This window comes from Streptomyces griseorubiginosus (assembly GCF_001514195.1).
GTDB lineage: Bacteria > Actinomycetota > Actinomycetes > Streptomycetales > Streptomycetaceae > Streptomyces > Streptomyces griseorubiginosus.
On sequence record NZ_KQ948741.1, the window covers coordinates 254,260 to 271,497 of the forward strand.

At 71.8% G+C, this 17,238-nt stretch carries 16 protein-coding genes; 12 read left to right on the forward strand and 4 right to left on the reverse strand.

Annotated features, from left to right (window positions below; translation table 11 throughout):
- Positions 1-158 precede the first annotated feature (158 nt).
- Positions 159-1,436 carry a polysaccharide deacetylase family protein gene (locus AQJ54_RS31285; protein WP_062242824.1) on the forward strand — a complete coding sequence of 426 codons (1,278 nt, stop codon included), beginning with the start codon at positions 159-161 and terminating at the stop codon, positions 1,434-1,436.
- 52 nt (positions 1,437-1,488) lie between these two features.
- On the opposite strand, the gene AQJ54_RS31290 is transcribed toward AQJ54_RS31285, so the two are convergent.
- A complete protein-coding gene (locus AQJ54_RS31290; RefSeq protein ID WP_062243075.1) occupies positions 1,489-2,469 on the reverse strand; it encodes an ATP-binding protein in 981 nt (326 codons plus the stop codon).
- A gap of 101 nt (positions 2,470-2,570) precedes the next feature.
- Between AQJ54_RS31290 and AQJ54_RS31295 the strand changes: the two genes are divergently transcribed.
- Positions 2,571-3,395, forward strand: coding sequence for a Fic family protein (locus AQJ54_RS31295; RefSeq protein WP_062242828.1), 825 nt, complete (start codon positions 2,571-2,573; stop codon positions 3,393-3,395).
- A gap of 367 nt (positions 3,396-3,762) precedes the next feature.
- Here AQJ54_RS31295 and AQJ54_RS31300 read toward each other — a convergent pair whose 3' ends face one another.
- Positions 3,763-4,596 (reverse strand): HAD family hydrolase, encoded by an 834-nt coding sequence (locus tag AQJ54_RS31300; RefSeq protein ID WP_062026023.1) that lies wholly within the window; start codon positions 4,594-4,596, stop codon positions 3,763-3,765.
- Positions 4,597-5,213: 617 nt separating this feature from the next.
- On the opposite strand from AQJ54_RS31300, the gene ssd reads away from it, so the two are divergent.
- The 6 genes from ssd (at position 5,214) to AQJ54_RS31330 (ending at position 10,390) form a co-directional block, all read left to right on the forward strand.
- The gene (ssd, locus tag AQJ54_RS31305; RefSeq protein WP_062026024.1) at positions 5,214-6,317 is read left to right on the forward strand and encodes a septum site-determining protein Ssd; all 1,104 of its coding nucleotides are present in this window, start codon (positions 5,214-5,216) and stop codon (positions 6,315-6,317) included.
- Positions 6,318-6,487: 170 nt separating this feature from the next.
- Complete coding sequence (locus AQJ54_RS31310; protein WP_248845471.1) at positions 6,488-7,678, forward strand: TadA family conjugal transfer-associated ATPase; 1,191 nt, start codon at positions 6,488-6,490, stop codon at positions 7,676-7,678.
- Between the two features lie 122 nt (positions 7,679-7,800).
- Entirely contained in the window at positions 7,801-8,925 is a 1,125-nt protein-coding gene (locus AQJ54_RS46890; protein ID WP_079070084.1) for a type II secretion system F family protein, read from the forward strand.
- A complete protein-coding gene (locus AQJ54_RS31320) occupies positions 8,922-9,710 on the forward strand; it encodes a type II secretion system F family protein (protein WP_062242835.1) in 789 nt (262 codons plus the stop codon). The genes AQJ54_RS46890 and AQJ54_RS31320 overlap by 4 nt, the downstream gene beginning before the upstream one ends.
- Before the next feature lie 91 nt (positions 9,711-9,801).
- Complete coding sequence (locus AQJ54_RS31325; RefSeq protein WP_062242838.1) at positions 9,802-10,032, forward strand: DUF4244 domain-containing protein; 231 nt, start codon at positions 9,802-9,804, stop codon at positions 10,030-10,032.
- Positions 10,019-10,390: a TadE family type IV pilus minor pilin gene (locus AQJ54_RS31330; RefSeq protein WP_062026042.1), complete on the forward strand. Its 372-nt coding sequence runs from the start codon at positions 10,019-10,021 to the stop codon at positions 10,388-10,390. Before AQJ54_RS31325 ends, AQJ54_RS31330 begins: the two co-directional genes overlap by 14 nt.
- A 104-nt stretch (positions 10,391-10,494) precedes the next feature.
- On the opposite strand, the gene AQJ54_RS46895 is transcribed toward AQJ54_RS31330, so the two are convergent.
- The gene (locus tag AQJ54_RS46895) at positions 10,495-10,719 is read right to left on the reverse strand and encodes a hypothetical protein (protein ID WP_062242841.1); all 225 of its coding nucleotides are present in this window, start codon (positions 10,717-10,719) and stop codon (positions 10,495-10,497) included.
- Between AQJ54_RS46895 and AQJ54_RS46900 the strand changes: the two genes are divergently transcribed.
- Entirely contained in the window at positions 10,612-10,974 is a 363-nt protein-coding gene (locus AQJ54_RS46900; protein ID WP_243659523.1) for an Rv3654c family TadE-like protein, read from the forward strand. The two genes, AQJ54_RS46895 and AQJ54_RS46900, sit on opposite strands and share 108 nt — an antisense overlap.
- Here AQJ54_RS46900 and AQJ54_RS31340 read toward each other — a convergent pair.
- A complete protein-coding gene (locus AQJ54_RS31340) occupies positions 10,862-13,393 on the reverse strand; it encodes a DEAD/DEAH box helicase (protein ID WP_079070085.1) in 2,532 nt (843 codons plus the stop codon). The genes AQJ54_RS46900 and AQJ54_RS31340 overlap by 113 nt on opposite strands.
- A gap of 80 nt (positions 13,394-13,473) precedes the next feature.
- Between AQJ54_RS31340 and bldG the strand changes: the two genes are divergently transcribed.
- The 3 genes from bldG (at position 13,474) to AQJ54_RS31355 (ending at position 17,062) form a co-directional block, all read left to right on the forward strand.
- The gene (gene bldG, locus AQJ54_RS31345; protein ID WP_006132569.1) at positions 13,474-13,815 is read left to right on the forward strand and encodes an anti-sigma factor antagonist BldG; all 342 of its coding nucleotides are present in this window, start codon (positions 13,474-13,476) and stop codon (positions 13,813-13,815) included.
- Between the two features lie 120 nt (positions 13,816-13,935).
- A complete protein-coding gene (locus AQJ54_RS31350; protein ID WP_030324015.1) occupies positions 13,936-14,373 on the forward strand; it encodes an ATP-binding protein in 438 nt (145 codons plus the stop codon).
- Between the two features lie 280 nt (positions 14,374-14,653).
- Positions 14,654-17,062, forward strand: a complete 2,409-nt coding sequence (locus tag AQJ54_RS31355; RefSeq protein ID WP_062242847.1) for a sodium-translocating pyrophosphatase — start codon at positions 14,654-14,656, stop codon at positions 17,060-17,062.
- The last annotated feature ends 176 nt before the right edge of the window (positions 17,063-17,238 follow it).

The window sequence follows — 17,238 nt, forward strand, 5'->3', positions numbered from 1 at the left end:
AAGGCCAGGCATAGACTTTCCGGGCAAATGGGTTATCAACTCACCTAGACGGGTGAAGTAGCAATTTCATCGGCTTGTCGTACTAATTCCTTCTCGGTCCCGTGCGAGCTTGGCGGCGCTGTCGTTGGCCCCGAGAGAAGGAAGAAGGTGGGCGGAAGATGGCCGCCACCCAGAGGATTGCCGCGGGAGCCGTGGTCGCCGCGGTCTGCGCCGCCTCACTCGCCGGTTGCGCGACCGGCAACGACGACTCCGAGGGAGGAGCCGCCGGTCCGCAGAAGGCGAAGGCCGCTGCCCAGGCGCCGCCCAAGCGGGTGTTCCGCCTGATCGGCGACGGTTCCACCGCCTACACCGGAGCCCAGCCCCACCTGCCCCGGGCCGAACGCCTCAAGCCCGGTGAGAAGCCCCCGCAGTTCGTGGTGTTCTCCTGGGACGGCGCCGGCGAGGACAGCCAGAAACTGTTCTCCCACTTCCGCGAGGTCGCCAAGGAGAACCACGCGACCATGACGTACTTCCTCAGCGGCGTGTACATGCTGCCGGAGGACAAGCGCGCCGAGTACCGGCCGCCGCAGCACTCCCCGGGCCGCTCCGACATCGGCTTCAACGACGAGCAGGGCATCGCCGACACCGTCAAGCAGCTGCGCCTCGCATGGCTGGAGGGCAACGAGATCGGCACCCACTTCAACGGCCACTTCTGCGGAAAGGGCGGCGGCGTCGGCGAGTGGTCCGTGGCGGAGTGGAAGGACGAGATCGCCCAGGCGAAGAAGTTCGTGAAGTCCTGGAAGACCAACACCGGGATGACCAAGGCCTCACCCCTGCCCTTCGACTACGACAAGGAGCTCGTCGGCGCCCGCACACCCTGCCTCGAAGGCCAGCGGAACTTCATGAGGGCCGCGAGCGAGCTCGGCTTCCGCTACGACACCAGCGGGGTCAACGAGCAGCTGTGGCCCCGGAAGAAGCAGGGCCTGTGGGACCTGTCGATGCAGCTCGTGCCCTTCCCGGGGCACTCGTACGAGCAGCTCACCATGGACTACAACTTCATGGTCAACCAGTCCGGCACCAGGACCCAGGGCGACCCGGCCAAGTACCGGTTCTGGGGCGACCAGATGCGCGAGGGCCTCCTCAAGGGCTTCTACCGGGCCTACGACGGCAACCGCGCGCCCCTGATCATCGGCAACCACTTCGAGTCCTGGAACGGCGGCACCTACATGCGCGCCGTCAAGGAGACCATCGAGCAGGTGTGCAACAAGTCCGACGTGCGCTGTGTCTCCTTCCGGCAGCTGGCCGACTGGCTGGACGCCCAGGACCCGGGCACGCTGGACAAGCTCCGCACCCTGAACGTCGGCGAGGCCCCGAAGCAGGGCTGGCAGGACTTCCTGAACGGCCACCCGGCCCCGGCACCGAAGGGCGTACCGGGGGCGCCGGCGGCCAAGCGGTAGGCGTCCGGCGGGGCGGTCAAGGAGCGGTGGGCGTCCGGTCGGGCGGTTGCCGTCAGACCGCCGCCACCGCGCTCTCGCCGAGCACGAACGAGGGGTCGACCTGGGCCGCCAGGTCGGCCCCCGTGCGCTCGTTGCCCCAGGACTGGGCGTTCTTCAGATGGAAGTGCACCATCTGCCGGGTGTAGCGCTCCGGGTCGCGCAGCTCGTACGTCGCGTCGGCGGCCTCCCGCAACCGGTGCAGGGCGCGGCGGTTGACGTCCTCCAGGAGCGCGAACCGGGGCGGCCGGCCCTTCTCCAGGGCCCGCACCCAGTCCGAGTGCCCGACCGTCACCAGCAGGTCGTCCCCGACTTCGGCGCGGAGGAAGTCGAGGTCGTCCCGGCCCTGCACCTTGTTGCCGACGACTTTCAGCGTGACGCCGAAGTCGCGGGCGTACTCCTTGTACTGGCGATAGACGGAGACCCCCTTACGCGTCGGCTCGGCGACCAGGAACGTGATGTCGAAGCGGGTGAACATGCCGGAGGCGAAGGAGTCGGAGCCCGCCGTCATGTCCACCACGACGTACTCGCCCCGCCCGTCCACCAGGTGGTTCAGGCACAGCTCCACCGCTCCGGTCTTGGAGTGGTAGCAGGCGACCCCCAGGTCGGCGTCGGTGAAGGGGCCGGTGACCATCAAACGGACGACGTCGCCGTCGAGTTCCACCGGCCGGGCGCAGGCGTCGTAGACCGGGTTGTCCTCACGGACCCGCAGCAGCCGGGAGCCCTCTCCGGGCGGGGTGGTCTTGATCATCTGGTCGGCGGAGGCGATCCGCGGATTGGAGCCGCGCAGGTACTCCTTGATCAACGGAAGCCGCTCGCCCAGCGCGGGCAGCGCGGCCGCCTCCGCCTCGTCCAGGCCGAGGGCCGGGCCGAGGTGCTGGTTGATGTCGGCGTCGACGGCGATCACCGGCGCACCGGTGGTCGCGAGATGGCGGATGAACAGGGAGGACAGGGTGGTCTTGCCGCTGCCGCCCTTCCCGACGAAAGCAATTTTCATGTTCACGAAGAGTAGTCGTTCGATAGCTGTAAGTGGCATACGGGCGTGAAGAAGACCACTCCATCGTGGGGCGCAGGCCCTGGGTGCGTAGGGTCGTACTCATGAGTACGACAGGCGCGACCGCCGACCCGCTCGCCGCCCTGGGTTCGCTGCCCGGCGTGGCCGATTCCGTGGAGTCCGTGCGCAAGTCCGTGGACCGGGTCTACGGGCACCGTGTCATGCGGCGCCGCAGCAACGAGATCACCTCTGAAGCGGCCTTGCGCGGCGCTCGCGGCTCGGCCGCGCTGTCCGGCGCGGACTGGGCCCTCGAGGAGGTGCGCAGGCGCTCCGACTTCGGCGTCGACGACGAGGCGCGGGTCGTGGGCGCGGCGCTGCGGCTGACCGCCGAGGCCGGCCAACTGCTGTCCATCTGGCGGCAGTCGCCCCTCAGGGTGCTGGCCCGGCTGCACCTGGTGGCCGCGGCGAGCGACGGCGACGAGGTCGGGCGCCCGCGCCAGGCCGGCGAGGACGTCCACGAGCCGCTCGTCGAACTGCCGCTGCCCGGAGCGGCCGAGGTCTCGGGCCGCCTGGAGGGGCTGTCCGAGCTGATCATCGCGGGCAGTTCCGCGCCCGCCCTGGTCACGGCCGCCGTCGTACAGGGCGAACTCCTCGCGCTGCGGCCCTTCGTCTCGCACAACGGCCTGGTCGCGCGCGCGGCCGCGCGGATCGTCCTGGTGGGCAGCGGCCTCGACCCCAAGTCGGTCTGCCCGGCGGAGGTCGGCCACGCCGAACTGGGGCGCGCCGCCTACCTGGCGGCGCTCGACGGCTACGTCTCCGGGACCCCCGACGGCATGGCCGCCTGGATCGCCCACTGCGGCAGCGCGATCGAACTGGGCGCGCGCGAGTCGACGGCCGTGTGCGAGGCGCTCCAGCGCGGGGCGGCGTGAGCGCGGTCGCGGAAAAGGCCCTCCTTGAGGAAGGCCCCTGAACAGGGTTGCGGCGGTACGAGGATTCGTACCGCCGCTGGCATGTTCACCGAGTTACCAAGCGTCCTCGATATGTTGCCCATCAGGTCGGGAACTTTGCCCGTCACCTGGTGCGGCTGGCCCGTAATCGACGGGTCGACGTCGCGTGGGTGCTCGATGTCCATGCTCGGTCCGTGGGGCCAAATGCGTTGTTAAAGGTGATCCTCTCGGATGTCCTTGGTCTCGCGGGCCGTTAAACCCTTTGTACTCCTGGCCCCGGGCAAGCGGAACCCCCGTCGGCAGTTCTTTACTTTTATCCTCAAATAGGCGCCAAGTGTGCTGAATCGCCTCACGCCACCGTCGACCGCCGCCGGTTCGCGTACCAGACGAGGCCCGCCGTGGCCGCCGCGGCTCCTATCGCGGCGACCGCCACGAGCGCCGGGCGGGGCGGTACGGCGAACCCGGGCAGCCGCTGCTTGAGCCGGACCGGGCGGTGGAAATCGAGAATCGGCCACCCGCGCGCGAGAGCCTCGCGGCGCAGGGTCCGGTCCGGGTTGACGGCATGCGGATGTCCTACGGCGCCGAGCATCGGCAGGTCGGTCGCCGAGTCGCTGTAGGCGTAGCAGCGCTCCAGGTCGTACCCCTCGGACTCGGCCAGCTCCTTGATCGCCTCGGCCTTCGTGGGGCCGTACGCGTAGTACTCCACCTCGCCGGTGAAGCAGCCGTCCTCGCCGACGACCATTCGGGTGGCCACCACCCGGTCCGCGCCCAGGAGTTCACCGATCGGCTCGACCACCTCGGCGCCCGACGTGGACACGATGACGACGTCACGCCCGGCGGTGTGGTGCTCCTCGATCAGGGACGCGGCCTCGTCGTAGATGATCGGGTCGATCAGGTCATGGAGGGTTTCGGCCACGATCTCCTTGACGTGCTGGACGTTCCAGCCGCGCACGAGCGAGGAGAGGTACTCGCGGGTGCGCTCCATCTGGGCGTGGTCCATACCGCCGACGAGGAAGACGAACTGGGCATAGGCGGTCCGCAAGGCGGCCCTGCGGTTGATCAGGCCGCCTTGGTAGAACGACTTGCTGAACGTGAGCGTGCTCGACTTCGCAATGACCGTCTTGTCCAGGTCAAAGAAGGCAGCTGTGCGGGGCAAGGAGTGGTTATCCACGACCCCGAGCATAGGCGCAGCCCATTCGGCGTAAGGTGGGGCGCGTGGGTTTGCCTGAGAGGGCTCTCGGGTACACCATGGAAGTCACGGATCGTTCGCGACCGTGCTAACCCGGCCCGGCTCCTCCCCCCCCGAGTCGGCCGTGGAGACGACCCCCACTCTCCCCCCCGGTGGGGGTCGTCGCATGTCCGGGTGTGTTTTTCCTCTTTCTGTCGCGGTCCTGCGACCCTCGTCAGGCGGTTTCGGCCGCCTCGTTCGCATGCCCAAGATCCGTCACGGTGCGTAGTCGTTGTGCTGCTCTGTGGAGGTCGCACACGGGTGCCACCAGGCTCACCGGTATGGGTGACGGCGATATTCACAACCGCTGAGTTGTCCACAGTTATCGACCAAGATCCACACGATTTCCGGGATCGCTGCACCGTGATTCCCACGCATCCCGCTCGGGCCGACTTCATGGCTGGTTCCGGTTAGTCGGGTGTTTTTGGCCGGTTCGTATCGGCCGCTCATATGGAGGCCGCTCGCCGGTTCTTCACATGTCTGGGAATCGCGGGGCCGAAGGGGCCGCGTGAGAAAGACGACGCACGGGCCGCCTGTGGCCTTCGGGCGTCGCAGCGAAGGGGGATGAGGACGTGGCCGCAGCCGTCACACACGATCCGCAGCCCGCCGCCGGAGGGCGGCAGGGGCAGCCGTTGATCGTCACGGAGGACGAGGACCTGCTGGACGACCTGCTGCGCCTGTGCGCGGCGGCCGGGGCGAAACCCGAGGTGCACCACGGGCTGCCGGAGCGCAGAGGCAGCTGGGAAACCGCCCCGCTCGTCCTGGTCGGCGACGACGCCGCCCGGCGCGTACGCGGAGCCGCGCGCCGGCGCGGAGTGGTGCTCGTGGGCCGGGACCAGGACGACTCCGGAGTGTGGAAACGAGCCGTTCAGATCGGCGCCGACCACGTCCTGATGCTGCCCGACGGCGAACAGTGGCTGGTCGACCGCATCGCCGACGTCGCCGAGGGCGTCGGCCGGCCCGCCCTCACCGTCGGCGTCATCGGCGGCCGGGGCGGGGCCGGCGCCTCCACGCTCGCGTGCGCCCTGGCCGTCACCTCCGCGCGGGAGGGACTGCGCACACTCCTCGTGGACGCGGATCCGCTGGGCGGCGGACTCGACGTACTCCTCGGCGGCGAGAGCACCGAAGGGCTGCGCTGGCCCGCCTTCGCGGCCTCCCGCGGCCGGGTCGGGGGCGGCGCCCTGGAGGAGTCGCTGCCGAGCCTGCACTCGCTGCGGGTGCTCAGCTGGGACCGCGGGGACCGTATCGCCGTCCCGCCCCCGGCCGTCCGCGCGGTGCTCGCCGCCGCCCGGCGCCGCGGCGGCACCGTCGTCGTCGACCTGCCCCGCCGGCTCGACGACGGCGTCGCCGAGGCCCTCGCCCAGATCGACCTCGGGATCCTCGTGGTCCCCGCCGAACTGCGGGCCGTCGCCGCGGCCGGCCGCATGGCCTCCGCTGTCGGCATGGTCCTGCGCGACCTGAGGGTGGCGGTGCGCGGCCCCTACGCCCCCGGCCTCGACGACCGCGAGGTGGCCCGGCTGCTGGGCCTGCCCCTGGTGGGCGAGGTGCCGGTGGAGTCGTCGCTGCAACGCCCGCACGGAGGCGGGCCACCGCCGGGAGCGGCCGCGCGGGGGCCGCTCTCGCGGTTCTGCAAGGAGTTCTGGGAGCGGGCGTTGGCGGAGGCGGGCGGCGCATGAGCGGGGACTTCGAGGGGGCGTGGGCGGACGGGGTCGGGGCGGTGCGTTCTGCACCGGGGCTTCGGTCTCGGACGCGGACTCGGGCCCGGTCGCGTGAGGTTGTCGGTGGGGCGCTCGGGGTCGGCGAGTCCATCGGGGCGATCGGGTCCGTCGGGTCCGTCGGGGCAGTCGTGGACGGCGAGGCCATCGGGGCCGTCGGGCTGTTGGACGGGGTGCGGCAGTGGCTGGCCGAGAGCGGCGCCGAACCGACGCCCGCGCGGGTGGCGCAGGCGCTGCGGGAGCAGGGGCGGGTCCTGGGCGACGCCGAAGTGCTGGGCGCGGCCGCGCGGTTGCGGTCCGAGCTGGTCGGAAGCGGCCCCCTGGAGCCGTTGCTCGCGGACCCGTCCGTGACGGACGTCCTGGTGTCGGCGCCGGACCGGGTCTGGGTGGACCGGGGCGGCGGACTCGAACTGACCGCGGTCACCTTTCCGGACACGGCCGCCGTACGACGACTCGCGCAGCGGCTCGCCGCGGTGGCCGGGCGGCGCCTCGACGACGCCCGGCCCTGGGTGGACGCCCGGCTGCCCGACGGGACCCGGCTGCACGCGGTGCTGCCCCCGGTCGCCGTCGGCTGTGCCTGTCTGTCGCTGCGGGTGGTCCGGCCGCGCGCGTTCACGCTGGACGAGCTGGTCGCGGCCGGCACGGTGCCGCCGGGCGGCGACCGGGTTCTGCGGGCTTTGCTGGAGGCGCGGCTGTCCTTCCTGATCAGCGGTGGGACCGGCACGGGCAAGACGACGCTGCTCAGCGCGCTGCTGGGGCTCGTCGGGCCGGCCGAGCGGATCGTGCTCGCGGAGGACTCGGCGGAGCTCAGGCCGGACCATCCGCACGTCGTTCGGCTGGAGAGCAGACCCGCCAATCAGGAGGGCGCGGGCCTCGTCACGCTCGAGGACCTGGTGCGGCAGGCTCTGCGGATGCGGCCCGACCGGCTGGTGGTGGGTGAGGTGCGCGGGCGCGAAGTGGTGGACCTGCTGGCCGCGTTGAACACGGGCCACGAGGGCGGCTGCGGAACCGTGCACGCGAACGCGGCGGCCGATGTCCCTGCCCGTCTGGAGGCGCTGGGTACGGCGGCGGGCCTCGACCGGGCGGCGCTGCACAGCCAGTTGGCGGCGGCGTTGTCGGTCGTGCTGCACCTCGTGCGCGACCGGAGCGGGCGGCGGCGGATCGCCGAGGTGCGGGTGCTGGAGCGGGACGCCTCGGGGTGGGTGCGGACGGTGCCGGCGCTGCGGTGGGGAGCGGAGGCGTTCGTGCGCGAGCCGGGGTGGGAGCGGTTGCGGGGGCTGCTCGGGGGAGCGCTGCGGGAGGTGGCGGGGGAGGGCGGGTGATGTCGCCGGGGTGACGGCGGGGGAGGGCGGGTGATGTCGCCGGGGTGACGGTGCTGGTGGGTCGGGCGGGTCGTGAGTGGCGGGCCGATGTGGGCGCGCGGGTCGGACGAGGAGAGGGCGCGGTGACAGGGATGGATGAGATGTCGGTGGGTGCGGCTGTGGGGGGTCTTGGGCTGGCCGTGTGGCTCTGGGGGCGCAGGCGGGCCGGGTTGCGGCGGGCGCAGGCGTTGTTCGCGGGTGGTGGGGTGGTGGGGGTCGGGCCGCCGGTCTGGGGATCTGTGGCCGGGGAACTGCGGCGGGTTCGCGAGCGGCTGGGGATCGAGTGGTCGTCGGCGGTCGTGGGGCTGGTGCTGGCCGTGCTGGGCGCTTCGGTGCTGCCGTTGATCGCCGGGGCGGCCGGGGTGCCGTTGCTGCGGCGGGTGCGGCTGGCCCGGGAGGCGCGTCGGGTGCGGGAGCGGCGGGCTGACGCGGTGATCGCGCTGTGCGCGGCGGTCGCGGGGGAGGTACGGGCGGGACGGCAGCCGGGGGAGGCGCTGGTGCTGGCGGTGCGGGACTTGGAGGGCGCTGGCGGTGAGGGGAACCGAGCCGGGGCGGCCTGGGGTGGGGTGACCGGCTCGGGTGGGCTTGGAGCCGGGGGAGCGGGTCCTGGGTGGGCGCCCGGAGCCGGTGGGCTTGGAGCCGGGGTAGCCGGTCCTGGGCGGCCGCCGGGAGCCGGTGGGCTTGGAGCCGGGGGAGCGGGTCCTGGGTGGGTGCCCGGAGCCGGTGGGTTCGGACTCGGGTTCGGGCGCGTGGGGCCCGGAGTGCCCGGAGGCGGTGGGCTCGGGGAGGCGCAGGCTGGGGTGCTGGCCGCGGCTCGGTTCGGTGGGGATGTGCCGGGGGCGCTGGCTGCGGCGGCTCGGCGGCCGGGGGCCGAAGGGCTGCTGGGGCTCGCCGCCTGCTGGCGGGTGGCCGTGGACCAGGGGGCGGGGCTGGCCGCCGGACTCGATCGGCTGGAGGGGGCGCTGCGGGCCGAGCGGGATCAACGGGCCGATCTGCGGGCCCAGTTGGCGGGCGCGCGGTCCACCGCGTGGATGCTCGCCGCGCTGCCGGTCCTGGGCCTTGGCCTCGGGGCCGCCCTCGGCGCCGATCCCCTGCGGGTGCTGCTGCACTCGGGGGCCGGGCTGGGCTGTCTGGTGGTCGGTGGGGTGCTGGAGGGGGTCGGGATGTGGTGGGCGATGCGGATCGTGCGGGGAGCTGAGGCGACGTGAGCGCGGAAGTTGTCCACAGGCTGGGGGTGGTCCTGGGGGCTGCGGTGGTCGTCGCCTGGCTCGTCCGGTGGGGTGCCGCGGTCCGGCAGGAGCGGAGACTGCGGCGACGGTTGGGCGAGTTGCTGGACGCCGCAGAGGCCACAGCGGACCGTTCCCGGTTCGAGGGGCGGGAGTTCGGGCGGCGGTGGCTGCCGGTGGTCGGCGCCGGGTGCGTCGGGTGGGTGCTGATCGGCGGGGCCCCCGGTGTGGCCGTCGGGCTGGCCGTCGCGGTGGGGCTGTGGCGGTGGCGGCTCCGGGAGGCGTCCGGTGCCGGTACCGGGGAGGCGGACGCACGCGAGGCGGCGCGGCAACTCCCGCTCGCCGCCGATCTGCTGGCCGCCTGTATCGCGGCCGGCGCCGGTCCGGTGATCGCGGCGCAGGCCGTCGGTGAGGCTCTGGGCGGGCCCGTCGGGGAGGGCCTGGCGCGCGGGGCGGCGGAGGTGCGGCTCGGCGGTGCGCCGGGCGAGGCGTGGCGCAGGCTCGCCTCGGCTCCGGGGGCCGGACCGCTGGCGCGGCTGCTGGAACGCGCCGATGTGACCGGGTTGCCCGCCGCCGCTCCGGTCGCCGGGCTCGCGGCGGACGCCCGCGCCGACTGGGGGCGCGCCGCGACGGCACGGGCGCGAAGAGCCGCCGTGCTGGTCACCGCGCCGGTGGGGCTGTGTTTCCTGCCCGCGTTCATCGCCGTCGGCGTCCTGCCGATCGTGATCGGGCTCGCGGGCGGAGTGCTGGGAGGAGGTGGGCGATGAGGGACGACGGCCGGTGATCCGGCGGACGAGCAGCAGACCGACAGACGAACAGACGAACAGACGAGCAGGACTGAACCTCACGGGGGTCGAGATGTACAAGGCGGTACGGGCACGGATGCGTGCTCTGATGTGCGGTGTGGTGTGCCGGGCGCGATCGATGGGATCGGCGCGCCGGGACGCGGGGATGGTCACGTCCGAGTACGCGATGGGGATCGTCGCCGCGGTGGCCTTCGCCGTGGTGCTCTACAAGGTGGTGACGAGCGGGGCCGTCAGCGCGGAGCTCCAGGCCATCGTGAAGCAGGCGCTCGATGGGAAGGCGTGAACGGGCGGCGGACCAGGGGTTCGTGACGGCCGAGTCGGCCATGGTGCTGCCCGTCCTGGTGATGTTCGCGATGGCGCTCGTGTGGGGGCTGCTCGTGGTGGCCGCGCAGATCCAGTGCGTGGACGCGGCCAGGAGCGGTGCCAGGGCGGCGGCCCGCCAGGACCCCGCCGACGCGGTCGTCCGGGTGGCCCGGGACACGGCACCGCGCGACGCGGAGGTCACGGTCGCCCGGGAGGGCGACCGGGTCCGCGTGGTGGTCGTGGCGAAGCCGCCCGCGCTCAGCGGTCTGCCGTTCGAGGTACGGGAGGAGGCCGTGGCCCTGGCTGAGGAGACGGTCGGGGAAGGGGGCCGGGGATGAGGAGAGGACCGGCGCCGACTCGGTCGGCGCCGACCGCCCCCAGTGTCCAGCGGGTCACCCCCAGCGTCCAGCGGGTCACCTCCTGCGCCCAGTGGATCGCTCACCTAGCCCGGTGGGTCCCTCGCGTCCGTCGCGGTGTCGCCCGGTTCCTCGGTGTTCATCTCGTCGGCGCTCGGTCGGACCGTGGTTCGGCGACCGTCTGGGGTGTCGGGGCCGTCGCGGTGCTGTGCGTGGTGTTCGGGGGTGTGCTGGCCTTCGGGCAGGCCGTCGTCGTACGGCATCGGGCGGCCGGGGCCGCGGATCTCGCGGCGCTCGCGGCGGCGGACCACTGGGCCGACGGGCCCGGGGTGGCGTGTGCGCGGGCGGAGGAGGTGGCGCGGGCTCAGGGGACGCGGCTGGTGCGGTGCGGGATGGTCGGCGAGATCTCGGACGTGACGGCGGCCTCGGGGCGGGGGCCGTTCACGGCGGAGATCAGGGCACGGGCGGGGCCTGCGGTGCCGGTGCCGGTGCCTCCGGGTTTCGGGGGAGTTCCGGGGCCGGTTCAGGGACCCCGGCCTCCGGCGCCCCCCGCAGCAGCACCGTGAGCAGCCGCACCGCCCCCCTCTTGTGCAGCGGATCGTTGCCGTTGCCGCACTTGGGGGACTGGATGCAGGACGGGCAGCCGGCGTCGCACTCGCAGGAGGCGATGGCCTCGCGGGTGGCCGTGAGCCAGGCGCGGGCCGTGTGGAAGGCGCGTTCCGCGAAGCCCGCGCCGCCCGGGTGGCCGTCGTAGACGAAGACCGTGGGGAGCAGCGTGTCGGGGTGGAGGGGGATCGACACGCCGCCGATGTCCCAGCGGTCGCAGGTCGCGAAGAGGGGGAGGAGGCCGATGGAGGCGTGTTCGGCGGCGTGCAGGGCGCCGCCGAGGATCTCCGGGTCGATGCGGGCCTCGTCGAGCTGGTCCTCGGTGACGGTCCACCACACCGCGCGGGTGCGAAGCGTACGCGGAGGGAGGTCGAGTTTGGTCTCGCCGAGCACCTCGCCGGTGATGAGGCGTCTGCGCAGGAAGGAGACGACCTGGTTGGTGACCTCGACGGAGCCGTAGCAGAGGCGGCCGTCGCCCCACGGGATCTCGACGTCGGTCTCCAGGACGGAGATGGCCGTCGTGTCGCGGGCCACCGTCGAATAGGGCGGGTTCGCCTCCGTGACCAGGGCGACCGAGTCCTCCAGGTCCAGGGAGCGGACCAGGTACGTCCGGCCCTGGTGGAGGTGGACCGCGCCCTCGTGGACGGTGGTGTGGGCGGCGCCCGCGTCGACCGTGCCCAGCAGGCGGCCCGTGCCGGACTCGACGATCTGGATCGGGCTGCCGCCCTGGCCGCGGATGTCGGCGAGGTCGGCGGCCGACTCCCGGCGGGTCCAGTGCCAGGCCCTGGTGCGGCGGCGCAGCAGTTTCGCGGCCTCCAACTGCGGCAGGAGGTCGGTGCAGGCGGGGCCGAACAGCTCCATGTCCTCGTCGGTCAACGGCAGTTCGGCCGCGGCGGCGCACAGGTGCGGGGCGAGGACGTACGGGTTGTCGGGGTCGAGGACCGTCGACTCCACGGGCTGCTCGAAGAGGGCCTCGGGGTGGTGGACGAGGAAGGTGTCCAGGGGGTCGTCGCGGGCGACCAGGACGGCCAGGGCGCCCTGCCCGGCTCGGCCGGCGCGGCCCGCCTGCTGCCACAGGGACGCGCGCGTGCCGGGGTAGCCGGAGATCAGCACGGCGTCCAGGCCGGAGACGTCGATGCCGAGTTCGAGGGCGGTGGTGGCGGCCAGGCCCAGCAACTCTCCGGAGTGCAGGGCCTGTTCCAGGGCGCGGCGCTCCTCGGGGAGGTAGCCGCCGCGGTAGGCCGCCACCCGGCGGGCCAGGGAGCGGTCGACCTCCGCGAGCCGTTCCTGGGCGATCACCGAGATCAGCTCGGCGCCGCGCCGGGAGCGCACGAAGGCGACCGAGCGCACGCCCTGGACGGCGAGGTCGGTCAGGAGGTCGGCCGTCTCGGCGGTGGCCGTACGGCGGACCGGGGCGCCCTTCTCGCCCTGCATCTCGGTGAGGGGAGGCTCCCAGAGGGCAAACACCAGTTCGCCGCGCGGTGAGGCGTCGTCGGCGACCTCGACCACCGGGAGGCCGGTCAGGCGGCCGGCGGCGACGGACGGGTCGGCGGCGGTCGCGGAGGCGAGGAGGAAGACGGGCGAGGCGCCGTAGCGGGCGCACAGGCGGCGCAGCCGCCGTAGGACCTGGGCCACGTGGGAGCCGAAGACGCCCCGGTAGGTGTGGCACTCGTCGATGACGACGTACTTGAGGGCCTTCAGGAAGGAGGACCAGCGGGGGTGGGAGGGGAGTATCCCGCGGTGCAGCATGTCGGGGTTGGTGAGGACGTAGTTGGCGTACTGGCGGATCCACTCGCGCTCCTCGAACGGCGTGTCGCCGTCGTAGACCGCGGCGCGCACGGAATTGCCGAGCGGTTGTGAAAGTTCCTTCACCGAGCGGCACTGGTCCGCCGCCAGGGCCTTCGTGGGGGCCAGGTAGAGCGTGGTGGCACCGCGGCCGTTCGGGGCCTCGGAGCCGTCCAGGAGTGTCGAGAGGACCGGCACGAGGTACGCCAGGGACTTGCCGGAGGCGGTTCCGGTCGCGACGACCACCGAATCGCCGTCCAGGGCGTGCTCGGCGGCCTGTGCCTGGTGGGCCCAGGGATGTTCGATGCCGCACGCCTGGACCGCCGCCACGACCTCCGAACGAATCCGGTCAGGCCAGACGGCATGGCGGCCCGCTCGCGGGGGCAAGTGCTCCGTATGAGTGATGCGCGCAGCCCGGCTCGGGCCGGCGGCGAGCCGGTCCAGGACCGTGCTCGGCGCGGGGCGGGAGCCGGAGTCCGTCTGGGGTCGATCGGATCGGAGATTCTTGGCCATCGGCACCGAGTGTGTCACTGGCGTGACGGACAATGGGACCAAGGCGTCGTGCACGCCTGCCGGTAAGTGATTGAATGCCATCGCGGCTGGCGAACCGTCCCGGGGGCTCTGCCGAGGTGTCCCGAGGGGCGACCGCTCGATAGCAAGGTGCTGGAGGATCCGTGGACCTGTCCCTGTCGACCGAGACCGTCGGCGATCGCACGATCGTCAGGGTCGGTGGCGAAATCGACGTATATACCGCGCCCAAGCTGCGCGAGCAGCTGGTCGAGCTGGTGAACGACGGCAGTTTCCACCTTGTCGTCGACATGGAGGGCGTGGACTTCCTCGACTCCACCGGGCTCGGCGTGCTGGTCGGCGGCCTGAAGCGTGTGCGTGCCCATGAGGGCTCGCTGCGCCTGGTCTGCAACCAGGAGCGCATTCTCAAGATCTTCCGTATCACCGGCCTGACCAAGGTGTTCCCGATCCACACCTCGGTCGAGGAAGCGGTGGCGGCGACCGACTGACCCGTTCCGGGCCCGTGCCCGGGGCGGCGAAGGACGCCGACAGAAGCAAGAAAGAAGGGGGGCTGGGCTTTCGGCGGCCCGGTCCCCCCGACAGCACGCCCGTTGTTCCGAGGGGGACGCATGGCCACCGTTGAACTCCGCTTCAGCGCGCTGCCCGAGCACGTCAGGACCGCCCGACTGGTGGCGGCAGCGGTGGCGCGCAGGGCCGGAGTGGACGAGGCCGTCCTCGACGAGGTCAGGCTCGCCGTCGGCGAGGCCTGCACCCGTGCCGTCGGACTGCACCAGAGCGGCGGGATCACCTCGCCGGTCCAGGTGCTGCTGATCGAGGAGGAGAAGCAGTTCTCCATCGAGGTCGGCGACGAGGCGCCGCGCTCGGCCCCGGGCGATCGGGCTCCCGGCGCTCAGGGTGACGACCACGACGTGGAGACCGAGGAGGACGAGATGGGCCTCGCGGTCATCAGCGGCCTCGTCGACGACGTCGAGGTCACCGCAGGGGAGCATGGCGGACAGATCCGTATGACCTGGCCGACCACGCCGCCGGCCGCAGTGCTTCCCTGATTGATCCATCTGCCCGACATCTGTTCGACATGCGGAAGGGCCCCACCCCGGTGGGGCCCTTCCGCATGTCGTCATGGGCTTTCTGTGCCTACAGTGGTCTGGTGCGATGCATTTCGTGAATTACTTCACGATCTAGATATCGTTCATGAATGCCTCCGGGGCATTACTGCTTTCAGGTTCTGTAAAGGCGAATTCCGTTTACCGCGCCCTGTTTTGATCAGGACGGGGTACCTACAATCCGTCCACATCTTGAGCTCAGCCCAAGCGTCAAGGAGGACGAATGGCGGGGCTTTCTACCCCTGATCAGTTGGACCAGCCCACGACACATCTCGCGGCCGCGGTGCTCACCGACGACAACCGGGTGCTGATCGCGGTCATCGCGGTCGTCGCCCTGGCGGCGCTCGTGGTGGCGGGCGTCCTGGTGCGCCAGGTGCTCGCGGCCGGCGAGGGCACCGACAGCATGAAAAAGATCGCGGCGGCGGTCCAGGAAGGCGCGAACGCCTATCTGGCACGTCAGCTGCGCACGCTCGGCGTATTCGCCGTGGTCGTGTTCTTCCTGCTCATGCTGCTGCCCGCGGACGACTGGAATCAGCGCGCAGGCCGATCCGTGTTCTTCTTGATCGGCGCCGCCTTCTCGGCGGCCACCGGCTATATCGGGATGTGGCTCGCCGTGCGCAGCAATGTGCGGGTGGCCGCGGCGGCACGAGAAGCCACTCCGGCGGAAGGCGAGCCGGAAAAGGATCTCACCGCCGTCTCGCACAAAGCCATGAAGATCGCATTCCGCACGGGCGGCGTCGTCGGCATGTTCACGGTGGGGCTCGGTCTGCTGGGCGCCTCCTGCGTGGTGCTGGTGTACGCGGCCGACGCGCCGAAGGTCCTGGAGGGCTTCGGTCTCGGCGCGGCCCTCATCGCGATGTTCATGAGGGTCGGCGGCGGCATCTTCACCAAGGCCGCCGACGTCGGCGCCGACCTGGTCGGCAAGGTCGAGCAGGGCATTCCGGAGGACGATCCGCGCAATGCCGCGACCATCGCCGACAACGTGGGCGACAACGTCGGCGACTGCGCGGGCATGGCGGCCGACCTCTTCGAGTCGTACGCCGTGACCCTGGTGGCCGCGCTGATCCTCGGCAAGGCGGCCTTCGGCGACTCCGGACTCGCCTTCCCGCTGCTCGTCCCGGCGATCGGCGTGATCACCGCGATGATCGGCATCTTCGCGGTCGCCCCGCGCAGGTCCGACCGCAGCGGCATGAGCGCCATCAACCGCGGGTTCTTCATCTCCGCGGTGATCTCGCTCGTGCTGGTGGCGGTCGCCGTCTTCGTCTATCTGCCGGGGAAGTACTCCGACCTCGACGGCATCACGGACACGGCGATCTCCGGCAAGGACGGCGATCCGCGGATCCTCGCCCTCGTCGCCGTGGCCATCGGCATCCTGCTCGCCGCCGTCATCCAGCAGCTGACCGGCTACTTCACCGAGACCAACCGCCGTCCGGTCCAGGACATCGGCAAAGCCTCGCTCACGGGGCCCGCCACCGTCGTCCTCGCCGGCATCTCGATCGGTCTCGAGTCGGCCGTCTACACCGCCCTGCTGATCGGCCTCGGCGTCTACGGCGCGTTCCTGCTCGGCGGTACGTCGATCATGCTCGCGCTGTTCGCGGTCGCGCTGGCCGGCACCGGTCTGCTCACCACGGTCGGTGTGATCGTCGCCATGGACACCTTCGGGCCGGTCTCCGACAACGCGCAGGGCATCGCCGAGATGTCCGGTGACGTCGAGGGCGCGGGCGCGCAGGTGCTCACCAACCTGGACGCCGTCGGCAACACCACCAAGGCCATCACCAAGGGCATCGCCATCGCCACCGCGGTCCTCGCGGCGTCGGCACTCTTCGGGTCGTACCGCGACGCGATCACGACCGGCGCGCAGGACGTCGGCGAGAAGCTCAGCGGGGCGGGCGCGCCGATGAGCCTGATGATGGACATCTCGCAGCCCAACAACCTCGTCGGCCTGATCGCCGGCGCGGCGGTCGTCTTCCTCTTCTCGGGGCTGGCGATCAACGCGGTGTCGAGGTCGGCGGGCTCGGTGGTCTACGAGGTACGGCGGCAGTTCCGCGAGCATCCCGGGATCATGGACTACAGCGAGGAGCCCGAGTACGGCAAGGTCGTCGACATCTGCACCAGGGACGCCCTGCGTGAGCTCACCACGCCCGGACTGCTCGCCGTGATGGCGCCTATCTTCATCGGGTTCACCCTCGGGGTCGGCGCCCTCGGCGCGTTCCTCGCGGGCGCGATCGGGGCGGGCACCCTCATGGCGGTCTTCCTGGCGAACTCGGGCGGTGCCTGGGACAACGCCAAGAAGCTCGTCGAGGACGGTCATCACGGCGGCAAGGGCAGCGAGGCCCATGCCGCGACGGTGATCGGCGACACCGTCGGCGACCCCTTCAAGGACACCGCGGGCCCCGCGATCAACCCGCTGCTGAAGGTCATGAACCTGGTGGCCCTGCTGATCGCGCCCGCGGTGATCAAGTTCAGTTACGGCGACGACAAGAGCATCGGCGTACGGATCCTCATCGCCGTGCTCGCGTTCCTCGTGATCGCCGGCGCGGTCTACGTCTCCAAGCGGCGCGGGATCGCCGTGGGTGACGAAGACAACGAGAAGAAGACGGCCAAGTCGGCGGATCCCGCGGTGGTTTCGTAGGTCCCTCGACGAGTCCCAGCTCAAGGGGCGGGCGGACGGCGCGTGTTCATGCGCCGCCCTCCCGCCCCGTCGCGTGCGGGCTCCTCGGCCGTGAGGCTTCTCTCGCATGGGGCAAACACCCGCAAACCGCCTTATTTGCGGCATTCGGCGTGTGGATCCGGTGCCCGTGGCGTGTA

Bases quoted from the DNA above. Each gene is read 5' to 3' on its own strand.
- AQJ54_RS31285 (WP_062242824.1), top strand. From the start codon at position 159: ATGGCCGCCACCCAGAGGATTGCCGCGGGAGCCGTGGTCGCCGCGGTC.
- AQJ54_RS31290 (WP_062243075.1), bottom strand. From the start codon at position 2,469: ATGAAAATTGCTTTCGTCGGGAAGGGCGGCAGCGGCAAGACCACCCTG.
- AQJ54_RS31295 (WP_062242828.1), top strand. From the start codon at position 2,571: ATGAGTACGACAGGCGCGACCGCCGACCCGCTCGCCGCCCTGGGTTCG.
- AQJ54_RS31300 (WP_062026023.1), bottom strand. From the start codon at position 4,596: ATGCTCGGGGTCGTGGATAACCACTCCTTGCCCCGCACAGCTGCCTTC.
- AQJ54_RS31325 (WP_062242838.1), top strand. From the start codon at position 9,802: ATGTACAAGGCGGTACGGGCACGGATGCGTGCTCTGATGTGCGGTGTG.
- AQJ54_RS31330 (WP_062026042.1), top strand. From the start codon at position 10,019: ATGGGAAGGCGTGAACGGGCGGCGGACCAGGGGTTCGTGACGGCCGAG.
- AQJ54_RS31340 (WP_079070085.1), bottom strand. From the start codon at position 13,393: ATGGCATTCAATCACTTACCGGCAGGCGTGCACGACGCCTTGGTCCCA.
- AQJ54_RS31350 (WP_030324015.1), top strand. From the start codon at position 13,936: ATGGCCACCGTTGAACTCCGCTTCAGCGCGCTGCCCGAGCACGTCAGG.
- AQJ54_RS31355 (WP_062242847.1), top strand. From the start codon at position 14,654: ATGGCGGGGCTTTCTACCCCTGATCAGTTGGACCAGCCCACGACACAT.